This is a genomic window from Agromyces luteolus (assembly GCF_009729855.1).
Classification (GTDB): domain Bacteria; phylum Actinomycetota; class Actinomycetes; order Actinomycetales; family Microbacteriaceae; genus Agromyces; species Agromyces luteolus.
The window spans coordinates 1-18045 of sequence record NZ_WODA01000026.1; the positions used below are offsets into that span (position 1 = coordinate 1).

The 18045-nt window shown below is 67.1% G+C and carries 8 protein-coding genes; 6 read left to right on the top strand and 2 right to left on the bottom strand.

All coding sequences use genetic code 11. The features are described 5' to 3' along the window. The coding region (locus GLX25_RS17650; RefSeq protein WP_205719933.1) for an MGMT family protein at nt 1-944 on the top strand (944 nt) is incomplete at its 5' end. 52 nt (nt 945-996) lie between these two features. Here the strand turns inward: GLX25_RS17650 and GLX25_RS17655 are convergent. Together GLX25_RS17655 and GLX25_RS17660 are read right to left on the bottom strand one after the other, a co-directional pair. Then, nucleotides 997-1482 (bottom strand): hypothetical protein, encoded by a 486-nt coding sequence (locus GLX25_RS17655; protein ID WP_155843958.1) that lies wholly within the window; start codon nt 1480-1482, stop codon nt 997-999. Beyond that, nucleotides 1475-3709 (bottom strand): UvrD-helicase domain-containing protein, encoded by a 2235-nt coding sequence (locus tag GLX25_RS17660; protein WP_155843959.1) that lies wholly within the window; start codon nt 3707-3709, stop codon nt 1475-1477. Before GLX25_RS17660 ends, GLX25_RS17655 begins: the two co-directional genes overlap by 8 nt. Nucleotides 3710-3812: 103 nt before the next feature. Here GLX25_RS17660 and GLX25_RS17665 point away from each other — a divergent pair, with 103 nt between their 5' ends. The 5 genes from GLX25_RS17665 to drmB are packed head-to-tail and all read left to right on the top strand — an operon-like array spanning nt 3813 to nt 18043. After that, nucleotides 3813-5003: a DNA cytosine methyltransferase gene (locus tag GLX25_RS17665; protein WP_166548990.1), complete on the top strand. Its 1191-nt coding sequence runs from the start codon at nt 3813-3815 to the stop codon at nt 5001-5003. Nucleotides 5004-5055: 52 nt separating this feature from the next. Then, nucleotides 5056-8247, top strand: coding sequence for a DISARM system SNF2-like helicase DrmD (drmD, locus tag GLX25_RS17670; RefSeq protein WP_155843961.1), 3192 nt, complete (start codon nt 5056-5058; stop codon nt 8245-8247). Beyond that, nucleotides 8248-12258, top strand: coding sequence for an Eco57I restriction-modification methylase domain-containing protein (locus GLX25_RS19050; RefSeq protein ID WP_166548991.1), 4011 nt, complete (start codon nt 8248-8250; stop codon nt 12256-12258). Next, a complete protein-coding gene (drmA, locus tag GLX25_RS17680) occupies nt 12258-15944 on the top strand; it encodes a DISARM system helicase DrmA (protein WP_166548988.1) in 3687 nt (1228 codons plus the stop codon). Before GLX25_RS19050 ends, drmA begins: the two co-directional genes overlap by 1 nt. Continuing rightward, a complete protein-coding gene (gene drmB / locus GLX25_RS17685; protein WP_155843963.1) occupies nt 15908-18043 on the top strand; it encodes a DUF1998 domain-containing protein in 2136 nt (711 codons plus the stop codon). Before drmA ends, drmB begins: the two co-directional genes overlap by 37 nt. The last annotated feature ends 2 nt before the right edge of the window (nt 18044-18045 follow it).

Here is an 18045-nt window from a genome sequence, read left to right on the forward strand (position 1 = left end):
ATCAACCCCCAGCAGCAACCGCAGCTGGGAGAACTCGCCCTCCACTAAACCCGGGGCGCTTCACGACTTGGGTCGGACCGATTGCCGAAACGGATACCAGCGACTCGGGGGTGAGTTGGAAGATCGCCATCGATGCGGTCGGCGCCATCCCCGCCGGTCGATGGGCGAGCTACGGCGACGTTGCGGCGATCGCAGGAACGCATCCGGTTCCGCTCGGCCAGTTCCTCGCGACGAAGCCGATCGCCGGCGCGTATCGCGTCTTGCAGGCTGCAGGCACCGTGTCACCCGGCTTCTACTGGAACCCGGACAACGAGTACAGCGGACGAGACGTCCACGACGTACTCCGAGAGGAGGGCATCGACTTCGACTCCGAACTCCGAGCTTCCGCGGAGCAGCGGATGCAGGTCTCCGAGCTCGCCGAGCTCATCGGACTTTCGGTTCGATCGGACGTCGAGCCCCAGACCGAAGAGGAGGGAGCTGAGCGTACAGCGTTCATGACGCAGCTCACGGCGAACCAGCCGCCCACCACGATCCATGGGGTGATCGAGCTGCTCGACGCGTGGGAGCGGCTGGGTGGTCACCTGACCTACGGCTCGGGGGAGGATCTCGCCTGCATCCTCCAGGCACCTATCGGCCCCGCTCGACCCAAGCACCTCTGGCCCATCGCGCTCTACGCGTCCGGCTACGTCGAGGTCGGCTTCCAGTACCTGGTCACACGTCCGCCGTTCGACGAGCCCGAACTCCGCGACGAGTTGCGGACCCGACTCGGCGAGGCGAAGGGCGTCGACCTTCCGCTCGACAAGCTGAGCAAGCGTCCCTCGTTCCCACTCGACGTGCTCGACGACCGCACAGACCGGGAGCGGATCACCGCAGCCCTCGAATGGTTCATGAGCGAGCTCGATCGCTTCGACCAGGAACTGGCCTCGAAAGAAACGGCAGCCTAGTGCGGGCGAATACCGCCCGAAGCGAACACCGCACTCTCAACCGGCTGTGCAATCACAACCCCCTGCGCTGCCGAACCTTGGCTGAAGTAACAGACGGTTCGAAGCCGTTCTCGGTCGTAACCAGCTTCTTGAGATTCGTCATCTGGCCGTCGGGAGAGGCAGCGAGCTGAGCACGGAATTCCGGGTCAGCCAGCTGGGTGCGCATGCCATCCAGCCAGTCCTGCCAGGTTGCATTCGTGACGCGATCGGCAGCCCGGAGATCGCATTGATCCTCGCTCAGCCTCAGATACGCGTGTATGGCAACAGTTCGGCGCCGACCGGCTTCTTCCCCCCGGTAGAACTCGGATTCAGCGATTCGATCCCAAATCGACCAATACCGTTCGAGATAGAGATTCTCCAGATCCCTGTGGAGTTGGGTTCGCTGGAGACGAAGCTGGTGCCCGACGTAGAACACGGCCGCCAGGGCGATCGCGCCGAAGAAAGCTGACGCGAACGCCGACCAAGCCGCGAGCGCGTCCGCCCAAGACGGTTCAGTCACTACTTGACCCCTTCCGTCCGAGCAGTGACGACGGCTCCCCCGCCCACGACACGACCAGCTCGTCCCGTGCCCGACTCGCCGCCACGTACAGCAGCGACCGCTCGCGCAACATCACGTCTTCGATCTCGTCCGCGGGCGCATTGGCGAGAATCACCGGATTCGGCATGACCCCGTCGGAGACGTCGTACAGCACGACTCGACTGAACTCCTGCCCCTTCGCGGTGTGCATGGTGAGCGCGACGGGCGTGTCGCCGTTGAGGCTCGGCGCCTTGATGTGATTGATGTGCACGCCGCGCTGGCTCATCTCGGCGCGCACCTTGGCCGCCCCGGCATTGCCCCTCGCGAGCACCGCGATAGTCGCCGGATCGACGCCATCGTCGATCCACGATCGGATCGAGCGGGCGATGCCGTCATGCAACTCGTCCGAATCAGCGCATGCGAGTGCTCGCGGCGACGGGCCGCGCCGAGCCGACCGGTATCCGGCAAGCGAGACCTCGTCGCCCTCCGGGTCGAGGTATTCGGCCCCCGCGAGCACGCCGAGCGCGTACTGCAGGTTCTCCTCGGTCGTCCGGTAGTTCAGCGTCAGGCGACGCGAGCGCCCTCGAATCGGAATGCCGTACCGGAGCAGCACGACATGTTCGCCATAGATCCGCTGGTGACTGTCCTCGGCGATGAACAGATCGTCCGCTCCCGGACGCGCAAGCGAGCGCAGCATCTGCCAGTGCGAGGGAACGAGGTCCTGGGCCTCATCGATGAGCAGATGATCCACGAGCGCCCGTTCGAAGTCGCCCACCGAATCGAGCCAGACCGACGCGATCGACGCGAGTTCGGCCCACGTGAGCTCGTTCGCTGCGCGGAGCTGTCGGCGGTACTCCTCGATCGTCCGCCAAACCTCGACCCGCTTGCGACGATCGAGTGCGACCTTGCGACCGGGGCGACGGATGGCGAGGTACTCCTCAGCCTCCGTGACCCTCGCCGGCAGCACGACCTGCACGTACTCGTGCTCGAAGAAGGACTCGTTGAGCAGGTCGGGTGGAAGGTCGGGAGCCGCGACATCCAACGCGGAGGCCCAGCGATCGTGGTTGCCGATGAGGGACTTCGCGAAGCCGATCGTCTCGCCGAGGACCGCCACGGCGGCCGCCCCGAAGCCCTTGCCGGCCCGCGACCGGACCATGGCCGAGAGCTGATCGACACCTCGAACGAGGATTCCGCGCTCCCCCAACGCCGACGCGAGCGGAAGATCGGGGTCGAGCCGTGCGAGATCGCGCTTGAGGTTCTCGGCGAGCGCCCGCGTGTACGTCGTCAGCACGACGGATGCCTCGGGGTTGCGCCGCATCAGGTGACGAGCCCGATGGAGCAGCACGACCGTCTTCCCAGTGCCGGCGCCGCCCGAGAGGCGGTAGGGCCCGTTCCAGCTGCCCGTGGCGTACCGATCCTGTTCGGGGTGGAGGAACACCCGCCAGGAGCCGAAGTCTCCCTCCTCGATGATGCGGCGCAGGGATTCGTCGCTGTCGATGTAGGTGAACTGCATCTTGGCGGCCGGGTGGTCGAGCGCACGCAGGATGCGGTCGTCCTCGCTCAGCGTTGCGAGCTCTGCGGCATCGGGCGCCTCATCGAAGCCGAGGTCCGTGCGGATCTTCCCGAGCTCGTCGCCGAACGCGAGCCCCAGGGCAGCCAGCTGCTGCCACGTGTTCGGGAAGCGCTCGGCGATGTCGGTGACCGCCTCCCGCGTCGTCGCGGCGAGCAGTGCACGAGCGGATGCCTCGTCGAATCCGAGCACATCCGTGAGGTCGGCGAGCGAGTAGTTGTAGGTGCTCTCGAGGTACGAGACCGGCACGGCCCCGCCATCCGTCGCCGGCTCGTAGTGGACAGGTTGCACCGGGAACGCGAGGTCGACGATCTGGGCGATGCCGTTGATTGGATTCCCCTCGAGCCGCCGCGTCTTGGCGAGCCTGTTGCCCTCGTCGTGCGGCCAGGTGCCGGCGTAGACGTAGGTTCGCACCCCTTCGCTGGAGTCGAACCGGAACAGCACTGCCCGCCAGCCCTGCGTGACCCGGCCCGTCCGTGCGCGTGGGTCGGCGGCATCCGTCATCGGCTTGATGCGCAGGCCATCGGCGGTGTCGTCCTGGCGCAGCTTCTTGATGAATGCGGCCTCGCGGATCTCGATGGCCTTGTCGAGCTTGGGCGGCTTGAGCCCCTTGAGGTCGGTCCAGAGCACGTTCGGCATCGCACGGCGCTTTCGTTCGGGTCAGGGCTGTGCGCCACATCGTATCGGCCGACGGCGACGTGGGGGTTCGGGCACGACGTCGGCCACCGCTATCGTTCAAGACGTGGAATGGGCGACGGATGCGAGAACCGATCCGAACCCGCTGCGCGAGTCGATTCGGCCGGACTTCTCGGTCGGGGACTCGCCCCTCCGCCTGGTCGATCTCTTCGCCGGCTGCGGTGGCATCACCCTCGGCATCGCTCAGGCCGCCCTGGCCGCAGGCCGCGGACTGGACATCGCCCTCGCGGTCGACTTCGAGGAGCAGGCGACGACGACCTATCAGCGGAACTTCCCGTCGGCCAATCGAGTCGAGACCGCGCCCGTCGAGGACTTCCTCGACGGCGCGATCGGCTCGAAGGAACCTACGTTGACCGAGCACCGCACCGCACGCGAGGTCGGTCGGGTCGACATCCTCGTCGGCGGTCCGCCGTGCCAGGGGCACAGCAACCTGAACAACCACACCCGCCGCGTCGACGAGAAGAACGCGCTCTACCTCAGGATGGTTCGCGCCGCCGAGGTTCTGAATCCCGAGGTCGTCCTCATCGAGAACGTCCCGGCCGTGCTCCGCGACCGCCACGACGGCCGCGGAGTCGTCGAGCGCGCGCGCGAAGCACTCACCGCCCTCCACTACCAGGTGGCAGATCAGGTGGTCAGCCTCGAGAAGCTCGGCGTCGCCCAAACGCGACGACGTCACATCCTCCTGGCGACGCGGGAGGGCTCGGTCTCGCCGGCGACGATTTTCGAGAACCTCGGTGCCGACGCGGTCGAGAACGATCTCGCGTGGGCGATCGGCGACCTCGTCGATGTCTCACCGACGAGCATGATGGACCGCCCGCCTCAGGCCAAGGCGCCGAACCTCGAGCGCATGCAGTGGCTCCTCGACAACAGCGCCTACGACCTGCCCAATCGACTGCGCCCCGAGTGCCATCAGGGCGACCACACCTACAAATCGATGTACGGCCGTCTGCGGTGGGACGAACCCGCCCAGACCATAACGAGCGGTTTCGGCAGCATCGGGCAGGGCCGCTACATGCACCCCGACCTTCCCCGCGCACTCACTGCGCACGAGGCCGCACGCATCCAAGGGTTCCCCGACTACTTCGACTTCTCGGCCTGCACGACGCGCAGCGCGCTCGCCACGATGATCGGCAACGCCGTGCCCCCACAACTGGGCACAGCGGTCGTTTCCTCTCTGCTGACCGCTGGTGCGTTCGGCAGTATGGAAAGCGTTCAACCAACGTCCGCGCTCGCGTAGCAGCACGTCGGTACGAGTAACACCGCCCCCTACCGGCGAAGGAGCCACCGCAATGGAAGCGACGACCGTCGACACGACCTCGGTGACGAGTCTCGAGGTCCCCGAACCCGGTCAGCTCGTCAACGTCCGCGGCGCCCGCTGGTCGGTGACGGATGTCTCGGCGCAGTCGCTCCCCCGCAGCTCTGCCGACGACGGCCGCGCCGAGCTGCAGCACGCGGTTACGATGCAGTCCGTCGAGGAGGAGCACTACGGCCGCGATCTCACGGTGATCTGGGAACTCGAGCCCGGCCGCAGCGTGGTCCGCGAGCAGGGGCTGCCCGAGCGGATCGATCCGACAAAATTCGACAACCCGACGACCTTCGCTGCCTACGTCGACGCACTGCGCTGGGGCGCACTCACGAGCGCCGACCCCCGCACGCTGCAGGCGCCGTTCCGAAGCAGCGCGACAGTCGAGGACTACCAGCTCGAGCCCTTGCGGCGGGCTCTCGAGTCGCCGCGCGCCAACATGCTGCTCGCGGACGACGTCGGCCTCGGCAAGACCATCGAGGCGGGCCTGGTCATCCAGGAACTTCTGCTCCGACACCGAGCACGTTCGGTCATCGTCGTCTGCCCTGCGGGCCTCCAGTTGAAGTGGCAGGAGGAGATGCGCGACAAGTTCGGCCTGAGCTTCGAGATCGTCAACTCCGAGACGATGAAGGCGTTCCGCCGCACGTTCGGTGTGCACGCGAACCCGTTCCGGGTCTACCCGCGCGTGATCGTGTCCATGTCGTGGCTGCCGTCGCCGCGCGCCGAGCGGATGCTCGACGAGGTGTATGCGAGCGTCCGCGACTCCGGCACCGCGACGCACCGCGCGTTCGACGTGCTCGTCGTCGATGAGGCGCACCACGTCGCGCCGTCGACGCCGAGCCGAGGTGCGAACGACCAGAAGGCACGGTACGCGATCGACAGTCAGCGCACGGTCGCGGTACGACGACTCGCCGAGGTGTGCGAGCACCGGCTGTTCCTGAGCGCGACACCGCACAACGGCTACACCGAGTCGTTCACCGCTCTGCTCGAGATGATCGACCAGCAGCGCTTCGCCCGAGGCGCCGACCTCGACGAGCAGGCGCTCCGAGAGGTCGCGGTACGACGGCTGAAGCGCGACCTCCCGAAGAAGGGCTTCAAGCCGCGCGAAGTCAAGCCGCTGCACTTCGAACCGACCGCCACCGAGGCTGAGGCCTACGAGCGGCTGATCGCGTTCACCAAGCGGCGCAACACCGCGGTGAAGCAGGAGAGGGGAAGGCGCGCCTCCGATCTCGCGACGCTGATCTTGAAGAAGCGCTTCTTCTCGTCGCCGGTGGCGTTCGCCTCGACGGCCGAGGCATATCTCGCCGCGCGTGGTGACGACGCGCTCGAGATCCCCGATTATGACGACGTGCTCGGTGAGGAGGCCTCCGACGAGGAGGAGGGCCGTGTCGAGCAGCCCGAGCTCGAGGCGCTGCGCTCGGCGAAGCGCGCGCAGGTCGCGCTCACGACTCAGGATGTCTCCGACCTGGAGTGGCTCATCGACTGGGGGAACCGCCACGAGGGTCGGCCCGACAGCAAGCTCGAGGCGCTGCTCCGGTTGATCGAGGGCGTCGTGAAGGTGCCCGGTCTCGGCTGGGGCGACCAGCGCATCGTGATCTTCACCGAGTACGTGAGCACGCTCGAGTGGTTGGAGGCTGTGCTCGAGGCGAATGGATTCGGGGGTGACAGGGTCGCAGTGATCCACGGCGGAACGCAGGTCGACGATCGCGAAGACATCCGCGCCCGCTTCACCGCTCCCCCTTCCAGCGAGCCCGTGCGCATCCTGCTCGCGACGGATGCCGCGGGCGAAGGCATCGACCTGCAGACCTACTGCCACCGGCTCGTGAACTTCGACATCCCGTTCAACCCGAACCGGCTCGAGCAGCGCATCGGACGAATCGATCGGTACGGACAGCTGCAGACTCCCCTCGTCTGGCATCCCCAGGCCGCGGGCGCTGCGAGCGACTACGCGAAGGACGTCGACCTGCTCGCTCGGGTCGCGCAGAAGCTCTCGCAGGTGCGGCGCGACATCGGCTCGGCGAACGAGATCATCGCTCCCGACCTGCAGCGCGCGCTCGGCTTCGGGGAGGGTCCGGCGCGCAAGCAGAAGGTCGACGCCGGCGAGCAGGTCATCAACACGGTGCTCCAGGAAGAGCACACGCTGAGTCGCGACCTGACGAAGCTCGCCGAGCGGTTGGATGTCTCGCGCGATCGCATGCACCTGCACGAACAGAACCTCCTGCGAGTGATGTCGGAGGGACTCCGCGTCTCCGGGCAGCCTGAGCTCGTCGAGGTGGATGACTCGCGCGGCGACGGCGTGCTCTACGAGGTGCCGAGAGGACTCTCGAAGTCGTGGTTGCCGGCGCTCGATGGGCTCGACACGCGCCTCAATCGCGGCGTCTATCGCCCGCTCACGTTCGACGAACAGCGGGCACGCGCACTGCCGGAGGCCGTGTTCGCGCACCTGGGGCATCCGCTCGTCCAGCGCGCGGCCCGCGAACTGCGCAGCCAGGTGTGGACCCGCACTGACCGTGTGCGAGGCATCAGCGCGGTCGTGGTCGACGGGCTCGATCAGTCGTTCGCGGCGGGGGTCGCCCGACTCGTACTCGTCGGCGAGGGCGGCGTGCGACTCCACGAAGAAGTGTTCCTCGCGGGAACGAGGCTCTCGCGCCGTCAGGAACTCGGCATGGAGAAGGCCGAAGACCTGTTGAACTCGGCGCTCGACGGGTCCCGCTTGTCGGCGCCGGGCGCGAAGACGCTGCAGATGCTGGCGTCGAGATGGAACCAGGACGCGAACGACCCCGATGGCGTCGGCGCACGCGTGGCAGCCGCCGTCGCGACTCGGGCTGAGCGGCGCCGCCGTGACGTTTCCGACGACCTTGCGGCCCGCCGCGAAGCCGATCTCGCCGCGGTCGATGCGATCTTCGCTCGCTTCCGCCTCACACTCGACGAAACGCTCGCGCGTGCCGACGAGCAGCGTCGTGCGGGCGAGGAGATGCTGTTCGAACTCCCCGACGAGAAACAGCAGCGCGAGCGCGATCTCGAGCGCGTTCGCAAGCGCCTCGTGACGCTCGAGGACGAGCAGCGGGCCGAGCGCGATTCGATCGAGCGCCGGTACCGAAACGTGACCGCGCACACCTTCGTGGCGGCGCTCGTGTTCGCCCTGACCCCCGACGACGTGCGAAAGCTGGAGGCGTAAGTGGCCCAGAACGACCCGTGGGAGTGGCTGTCGCTGGTCGACGCCGACGGCCCATTCCTGTCGAAGGCGGCGCTGCGGTCCTTCTACAAGCACGGGCTTCCCAAGGCGGATGCCTCGGTCGATGACGTCAACGCGACGTTCGTCGACGAGCACACCCGCTGGATGAACGCGTCGATGACGCCTGATACCGATGCGGCAAACGAGGCACGCGAGCGGTGGGTGATCGCCGTGCTGCGCGATCTCCTGCAGTGGGGCGACGAGCTGAACCTCGAGCCGTCGCCGACGTTGGCAGCTCATTCGCCGAACAGCGCAGTGACCCTGTCGGCGTCGGCGACCCTTGAGGCGGATGGCACGCCGCGCGCGCTCGTCGCGGTCGTCGACCGCACGCCGAATCTGCGTGCGACCGGCGTCGACGGGTGGTCGGCGAACGCCATCGACCGCATGGCAAACCTCCTGCGCGAGAACGGCGTCACGGTCGGCATCGTGACTGATGGGCGCTGGTGGGCGCTCGTATCGGCGGCAAAGGACGTCACGACGGCGAGCGGCGTGTGGGATGCTCAGCTCTGGCGCGAGGAGCGACCGAGTCGTGACGCGTTCTTCGCCCTCGCGGGATTCGAATCGATCGCCGGCGGCTCGCCCCAGCAGCTCGATCGGCTCTTCGCCGAGAGCGTGGCGAGCGCCGAGCAGATCACGGAGGCACTCGGCGACCAGGTGCGGCGAGCGGTCGAGCTCGTGCTCCAGTCGTTCTCCGACGTGCATGTTCGGGCCATCGCGGAGCGCGGCGAATCGCCACTGCCCGCCGACCCGAAGCTCGTGTACGAGGGCGCGGTGACGGTGCTCATGCGAATCGTGTTCCTGCTCTTCGCCGAGCAGCGGGGACTGCTGCCAGAGCACGAGCTCTACCGTTCGGCGTATGCCATCTCGGGCATCCGCGAGGAGCTCGCACGCGAGGCGAAGCGGACTTCGGCCGAAGCCCTCGACCACACCTGGGAGACCTGGCACCGCCTGCTCGCCGCCAGCAATGCCGTCTTCGACGGAACCTCCTTCGACGACATACGCATGCCGGCGTACGGCGGATCACTGTTCGATCCGTCCCGCTTCCCATGGCTCGAGGCGACCGACGGGCAGGGCCGGCTTCTCGTTCGCGTTTCCGACCGGGCGATGCTCGAGGTGCTGCGCGCCGTGCAGATCGCCGTCGTTGGAGGCGACGCGCGCCCGCTGTCGTTCCGCGACCTCGATGTCGAGCAGATCGGGTACGTCTACGAAGGTCTACTCGGGTATTCGGCCGAGTTCGCGCCCGAACTCATCGTCGGACTGCACGGCAAAGCCGGATTCGAGCCCGAGATTCCGCTTATCGAGCTCGAGAAGATCGCGGATGCCTCGAGCACCCCGGCCGACTTCGGGAAGCGGCTGATCGAGCACTTGAAGAGAACCCAGGGGCACGCGAAGCCGCAGACCGCAAATCAGATCGCGAAGGCGTACACGTCGGTGAGCGCCGATACAGAGGCGGACGCGCGAACGAAGCTCCGCTACACCCTGCTCGGCGACGACGACGCGGTCGAGCGCCTCCTGCCGTTCGCGGGGCTGATCCGCGACGACCTGCGCGGGTTCCCCTACGTGGTGCCTGAAGACGGCATCGTGATGACGGAGTCCCCGCAGCGCGCGAACACCGGCACGCATTACACGCCGCGGTCGCTCGCCGAGGGGGTCGTGCTGCACGCCCTCGAGCCGCTCGTCTACTCGCCCGGCCCGCTCGACACCGAGAACTCCGATGAGTGGGTGCTGAAGTCGTCGGCCGAGATCCTCGATCTCAAGGTCGCCGACATCGCCGCCGGCTCGGGCGCGTTCCTCGTCGCCGCGGCCCGCTATCTCGCCGACCGACTCATCGAAGCGCGCGCGAACGAGGGCATGGACGTCAGCAGCGAGTCCGACTTGAAGCGCTGGGCCGTTCGTGAGATCGTCGCCCGCTGCCTTTACGGCGCCGACATCAACGGCATGGCCGTCGAGATGTGCAAGCTCTCGCTCTGGCTCATCTCGATGGACCCCGGCAAGCCGTTCTCGTTCGTCGACGACCGCGTCTTCCACGGCAACTCGCTGCTCGGCGTCACCACCGAAGAACAGCTGAAGGCGCAGCACATCTATCCGCGGAAGTCGATGAAGCGTCAGCTCGCCGCGTTCGATGTCGACAAGGACCTCGAGGATGCCGCGCGGCTCCGCCGCGAACTCGCCTCCGGACAGGTCGACGACGCCGACCGCATGCGCTCGACCCGCGCGAAGCGCGCGCTTCTCGAACAGTCGAAGCAGGTCACTGCGAAGCTCCGCGACGTCGCCGACGGCATCATCGCCGCAGGCTTGCTGGAAGGCGGCAAGCCCGGACGCAAGCTCGAGGAGCGCTACGACGAGCTCGCGGAGGCGCTGCGCGACGCGTACCCGAATGACGGATCCACAGGCGACCGGCGACGACTTGATGCGATCAGGGACGCCGGACTTACGCCGACGGTCGACACAGGCGAATCGCGCTGGAAGCCGCTGCACTGGATCCTCGAAGCGCCCGACGTGATCCACAACCACGGCGGATTCGACGCTATCATCGGCAATCCGCCGTTCCTTGGCGGACAGAAGTTGACATCGTCAATGGGTACGTCGTTCCGAGACTGGCTCGTGGATGCGCTGGCGGGCGGCGAACGAGGCAGCGCAGATCTAGTTGCCTACTTCTTCCTGCGAACTGGCCAGCTCATCTCCGTTTCCGGCGTATTCGGTCTCATCGGAACAAACTCGCTCGCTCAGGGTGACACTCGCCAGGTGGGACTGGACCGCCTAGCGAAGCAGAACTTCACGTTGGTGCGTGCCATTCAGAGCCGAGCATGGCCCGCCGCCGGGGCCAACTTGGAGTATGCGGCGGCTTGGGGCACGCGTCGCACCGTTCCAAGTACTCTGCCTCGATACTCAGAGGGCCAGGCTGTGCAGCGCCTGTCAACCCTTCTGGAGCCGGCCACACGACTCGACGGAGACCCTGCGCGACTCTCCGAGAATGCAAATCTCGCGTTCCAGGGCTGCATCGTTCTTGGAATGGGCTTTGTGATTGACGACGAAACAGTTGCACGGTTCCTTGCTGACGACTCGCGCAACTCTGACGTAATTCGGACCTACCTAAGCGGGGAAGATCTGAACCAGAGGCCGGACTCTTCCCCTAGTCGTAATGTGATTGACTTCAACGACCTCCCCGAGTCCGCCGCGGCTGCCTACAAGGCGCCCTTCGCGCGGGTGCAGGAGCTTGTTCGGCCCGAGCGTGCATCGAACAAGATGAAGGAACGCCGCGAGAAGTGGTGGCAGTTTGGCTCTAGGGCGCCTGCTCTCAGGCGCGCGGTGAAGGACTTCGACGATGTGCTCGCGATTGCTCGGGTCAGCAAGACTGTCATGCCGGTTAGGGTGGCCAACGGGGGCGTATTTCACGAGAAGCTCGTCGTTTTCGGAGATCGTTCGTATGCCTTTCAGGCAATAGTTTCGTCCTCCACGCATCAGCTTTGGACGATCAAGTATGGGACCACCATGCGGGTGGATGCGACATATACGCCCGAGCGCTGCTTTGAAACTCTGCCGAGGCCTGCCGCTACATCGAAGTTGTCCACAGTTGGAAAACGGCTCCATGGTGAGCGCCGCGAGATCATGCTGCGTCGCCAATTCGGGCTCACCGCGCTGTACAACCTCGTGAACTCGCCCACCGTGCAGGGCGATGCCGATGTCGACCTCATCCGCTCGATCCACGTGCAAATCGATGAGGCGGTCATGGAGGCGTACGGCTGGACCGACATCCCGCTCGAGCACGGCTTCCACACCTACCGGCAGATGGAGCGATGGACGGTGAGCCCGGCGGCCCGTGTCGAGATCCTCGACCGGCTGCTCGAGGAGAACCACCGCCGTGCGGCGATCGAGGCCCAGCAGAACCCGAGGAAGGCGAAGCGCGGCAGGAGCCTCGAGGAGTCCGAGAAGCCCGAAGGAGCGATGTTCTAGTGTCCGAGGCGTCCACTGTCACATCGGCGCAGGTGCGCGACGAGCTCCTCGATCTGCTCGAACGCGACCTGATGGGCCCGTGGGACGGACCTGACGAATCCATCGTCGGTACCCCTCGCGGCCGGTACCTCGTCGGGGCACTCGCGCCGATCTCGATCGACGAGACCACGCCCGAACAGGCAACCACCGCCGACCTCGTCGACGATGACAGCGTGAGCACCGATCTGAACCGCAGTCGCGAAGTTCAGGGCATCCCGAGCGATGACGACGACGAGGTGAGCGACGGCGATGCCCGCGAGAACACCGACGACCGGGGACCCGAATCGAAGATCATCGCGCCGTCGTCGATGGGGGTGCGCTTCCGTATTCCTAAGGATGCCCCACCGCTGCGCTTCACGCCGAGCTGGGGCCGCTACGCATCTCGCCGCGAGACCGACGACTCGGGCACTACGAAGACCTACTACGACCGCCATCCTGGCGGCGAACCGGTCGAGGTCGACGTGGCGAGCATCCCGGCCGGTACGTCGCGGCGCCTCGACATCGAAGCAGGGCAGGTCGAGCTCGCCATCGAGGTCTACGACCACGACGGCGCGCTCGTCGTCGAGGCGGCCCTGCTCAACACCGTGGTCACCGGTCGCGAACTGCCGCCGCGACTCTGGCTCTTCCAGGCGGCACTCGCGGTCGAGGCGGTCGACGGCTCCCCAGTCTTCCTTCCGACCCGCGATGCACTCGACCGCGATCGAGGGCACCGCGACCGTGAGGCGCAGCGGCTCGACCTGCTCTATCGGGACCGGCTCGAGTTCGCGATCGGGCGCACGGCGTCGGTCACCTGGGATCTCCCCTCGCCCGGCTCGCGCCGCGCGACCACCGTGCGAACCACGTGGCTGCCGACCGCCGAGATTCCGCAGACCCTCGCGCCCGAGGTTCCCGACGCCGTCATGAGTATGCGGGTGCTCATGGACGCCTCTGTGGAGGAACTCGAAGCCGGCCTGCATCCGCTCATCGCCGGTTACGACGCCTGGCTCGGCGACGAGGCAGCCGAAGCGGCGAAGCTACCCGGTTGGTTGCGTGACCAGGCCGAACTCGGGCTCGACGAGGGCACGCTCGCTTCGAAACGTCTGCGAGAGGGGCTCGCAGTGCTGCTGGCCGACGAGCGGGCCCGCGCCGCGTTCGCGTTCATGAATCGCACCATGCGCGACCAGCGCATACATTCGCAGATCGCCAGCGCCCGCGCCGCCGACAAGTCGCTCAGCGAGGCCGACGCGCGCGCCGCCATCGAAACGAAGGGCGACGCCGCGGCATCTTGGCGCGCGTTCCAGCTCGCGTTCATCCTGATGCAGCTCCCGGCGATCGTCGACCCGACCCTGCCTCGACGCTCGTCCGAACTGCCACGCGCCGAGCTGCTCTTCTTCCCCACCGGTGGTGGCAAGACCGAGGCATACCTCGGGCTCGCCGCCTTCACCTTCGGCATGCGCCGCCTGCAGGGCATCGTCGACAGCCCCGACGGCGCGCTCGACGGCGGCGATGGCGTCAGCGTGCTCATGCGCTACACGCTGCGGCTGCTCACCTCGCAGCAGTTCCTGCGCGCCACCACGCTCATGTGCGCCGCCGAACTCGTGCGCCGCGAAGACCCCGAGACCTGGGGTACGACGCCCTTCCGGATCGGCCTCTGGGTCGGCTCGAGCGTGAGCCCGAAGCGCTACACCGAAGCTGCGAAGCAGGTCGCGGACGTTCGCGCCGAAGATCGCGCGACCGTCTCGGCATACGGCCTCACCGTGCTGCAGTTCAGCCACTGCCCGTGGTGCGGCACGCCGATCAACCCGCGCGCGAACGTTGAGGCGGACGACGTCGAGCAGCGCATCCGGGTGTACTGCGGCGCTCGCAGCGGCTGTCCGTTCCGCATGGGCGGCGCGGCGGTCGAAGGTCTGCCCGTGCTCACGGTCGACGACGAGATCTACCGCCATCCACCCACGTTCCTGCTCGCGACGGTCGACAAGTTCGCCCGGCTCGCCCGTGAGGGCGAGGCCGCGGCGCTCTTCGGCTTCGTCTCGAAGAGATGCCCACGGCACGGATACCAGCACCCCGACTCGACCGTCTGCACAGGCGACTCGCACAACGCGAAGAGGGCCGGCGGCGTCGCCCACCCCGCGGTGCACGTGCAGGCGGCGACTCGGCTCCGGCCTCCCGACCTGATCATCCAGGACGAGCTGCACCTCATCACCGGCGCGCTCGGCACTGCGGTCGGGCTGTTCGAGGGGGCGATCGACGTGCTCTCAACCTGGCGGTCCGGGGCCGACGCCGAGACGGCGGCGACGGTGAAACCGCTCGTCGTCGCCTCCACCGCGACCGTGCGCAAGGCCGCCGACCAGGTGCGCAAGCTCTACGCCCGCCAGGTGCAGGTGTTTCCACCGCAGGTGCTGAGTGTGAGCGACACGTTCTTCTCGAAGGAAGTGGCGATCACGCCCGAGACGCCCGGGCGCCGATACCTCGGGGTCTGCGCGCACGGCGCACGGCTCACGCTCGCCGAGATCCGTATCAGTGAGATCTTGTTGCTCGCCGGGCAACGGCTCTTCGACGCGCACGGCGACGTCGCCGACCCGTACATGACGCTCGTCGACTACTTCAGCGCGACCCGCGAGCTCGCCGGCATGCGGCGCTACCTCGATGACGATGTCGCGAACCGGATTTCGAACCCCGACGCGGCGAGCGGCTATGCGCGCCGCGCCACCAACGGGCTGCGCATCGGCGAGCTGACGTCGCGCATCTCGTCCGCGCAGATCAGCGACACGCTCACCGCACTCGCCGTACCGTTCGACGCAAGCCGCGATTCTACGAGCGGCAAGGCCGAGTGGGCGAAGATCGCGGCGGCCGCCGACGCGCAGGGAAAGAAGTTGCCGCCGCGCGACTGGGCGTACGACGTCGTGCTCGCGACATCCATGCTCCAAGTCGGCGTCGACGTGCCCCGGCTCGGGCTCATGCTCATCGTCGGACAGCCGAAGAACACCGCGGAGTACATCCAGGCGTCCTCGCGCGTTGGCCGCGATGCGAAGAAGCCGGGACTCGTGGTGACACTCGCGAACCGTTCGCGACCCCGCGACATGGCGCACTACGAACAGTTCGAGCACTATCACGACACGTTCTACGCGAATGTCGAAGCGCTCTCGGTGACGCCATACTCCGAGGCTGCGCTGGAACGCGGGCTCACCGGCCTGATCGTGTCTGCGACACGCGTGGCCGATGCGACGGTCGCGGCATCCGAGTCGCTGTCCCCCGACACGAAGGCCGGCGCCGGACGAATCGCGGCCCGCCGCGCCGCCGTCGATGGTCTCGTCGATCGGCTCACCGCGCGCATGTCGATCGCCGCGAACGACGGCGGGCTCGCAGCGAAGTCGGCCATGAGCAAGCTCGTGCTACGGCTCGACAAGTGGACTGAGCAGGCCGACCTCGTCAACAAGGGCCTCACGTACGTCAAGGCCTCCCTCCCTGGGCAGTACGTGAAGCCATTGCTCATCAGCCCCGAAGACGAGATTTCCGAAACCGGCGACAAGCTGTTCCAGGTCGCGAACTCGATGCGCGAGGTGCAGCCCGAGATCAACCTGCGCGTGGCGCCGCAGCAACTCAGCGAACCGGCCTCCACGATCGTTCCGAAATGGACGTTCCCGAACAAGTCAGCGAAGACGAAATGACCGAATCACCTGCAGAACCCGCCGACGCGACCACTGAGCCCGCGGCCGGGGAAGCCGCGACCGGCACGCTCGCGGGCGTCCCCGGCGAGATCGCCGACACCTTCCTCGACGACGACCAGAAATCGAAGAACCGCGGCCGGGTCGGATCGATTCGGCCGAACGGCATGCTGTACACGGCCGGGATCGGCTCGACCGTCGACCTGCCTCACCTCGCCGTGATGCCGCAGGGGCTGGATGCGTGGGAGAAGGCCTACTCGCGGCAGGGTGGCGCGGTATTCGTGCAGGTACCCCGTCTGCTCGACGCGGTGCGTCGCGAGCTCGGTCCGCTCGTGCAAGAGCTGCGTCAGCCGCCGTGGGTCCCCGACGATGACGCGCCCATCGGCATACCGACTCGGATCTTCCCCGCCTGGCTGCGGTGCACCGGCTGTGATCGACTCGCGCCCGAGTCATCCGGGTTCTTCGTCTTCGAGAACACGAACAAGTACCGACCCGATCAAGCGAGGTTCGTACACAAGGCGTGCAAGGGCCGGCCCGGAAAAGGCCGGAAGGAAGGCGTTCTCAAGCCGCGTCCTCGGCCGGCGGTACCCGCGCGATACCTGATCGCGTGTACGAATGGACATCTCGACGAGTTCCCGTACAAGGAATGGCTGCACCGCGAAGACGGCAACCCGATCGAGTGCAAGGTGCCCAACCCTGCTCTGCGGATGAGGGAGTACCGTTCCAACCTCGGTCCGGCCGTCGAGCTGGAATGCGTGCAATGCGGCGCGACCCGGAACATCGCCGAGGTGACCCGCGCGGGCGGCGAGAAGCTGCTGCCCGCGTGCCGCGGCAGGCATCCGCACCTTCCCACCTGGGCGCCCGCCGACAAGCCGTGCACCGCAGAGGTGCGGCTCATGCTGCTCGGCGCAGCGAATCAGTGGTTCCCAACGACGGTGAGCGTGCTCGTACTCCCTGCACGCAAAGTGCCGACGATCGCCGACCTCGCCCTCGAGGTCATGGGACTGCCAGCTGGCAAGGCGATGAAACTCACCTCGGTCGAGCAGGTTGCCATGTGGCGCGAGTGGAGTCCTGAGGAAGCAGCCCCATTCTCCGGTGTGCCCGCCGAACAGATCGTCGAGGCGGTCAAGGCGGCGCTCTACCCTGCGATAGTCGCGGCGGCGCCGGCTGACGCGCCAGTGCACGATCAACACCGGCTGCTGATCCCCGAGTGGGAGACGCTCACGCACCCGTCGGAATTCGAGACCGAGTCGCGACGCGCCGGGTTCAAGGTGCACTCGGAGCCGGTGCCGGAGGCGCTCGCACCAGTGGTGGCCGATGTCGTCGCGGTCGACCGCATCCGCAAGGCGAACGCGTTCACCGGATTCACTCGTATCGACGCGCCGGATCGGGTCGGCGGCGAGCGCGCGCGCATCGCCCCGATCGCCCAGAACGGCAGGCCGACCTGGGTGCCCGCGACCGAAGACCGCGGCGAGGGTGTCTTCCTGCGGTTCGCCGAGGACGCCGTCGTCGCGTGGGAAGCCGGCGTGCTGCGGTCGGACGTGTGGGCCGATCACGTCGCCGCCCACAAGCGGAATCTGAAGCGCCGTGAGAGCCAGACGGGCATCGCGCTCGACGCCGAAGCCGTCATGCCACCGCCGCGGTACTGGGCGCTCCACACCATCTCGCATCTGATGATTCGCGAGATGGCCATGTCGAGTGGGTACGGCTCCGCCTCGATTGCAGAACGCATCTACGCGTGGACCGGTACCGACGAGCGCGAACCCGCGGCCGGCATCCTGATCACCACCACCTCGCCTGACAGCGAAGGCACACTCGGCGGTCTCGTCGACCTCGCCCGCACCGCTCGCCTCGACGAGGTGATGGAGGATGCGATCCACCGCGCAGGCCGGTGCTCGTCCGACCCGATCTGCGCCGATCGCGTTCCCAAGGGCCAGGAGGACTTCCTCCATGGCGCGGCATGCCACTTCTGCCTCTTCCTTTCGGAGACGTCGTGCGAACGCGCCAACCGATTCCTCGATCGGAGATTCGCGCTGAAGCTCGGCGCGGGGTCGAAGGATGCCGCACCACTTCTCGAGCACGTGCACTGGACTGGGAGCTGATC

Coding starts and splice junctions, on each gene's coding strand:
- GLX25_RS17660 (WP_155843959.1), bottom strand. CDS start 3,709: ATGCCGAACGTGCTCTGGACCGACCTCAAGGGGCTCAAGCCGCCCAAG.
- drmD (WP_155843961.1), top strand. CDS start 5,056: ATGGAAGCGACGACCGTCGACACGACCTCGGTGACGAGTCTCGAGGTC.
- drmB (WP_155843963.1), top strand. CDS start 15,908: ATGGACGTTCCCGAACAAGTCAGCGAAGACGAAATGACCGAATCACCT.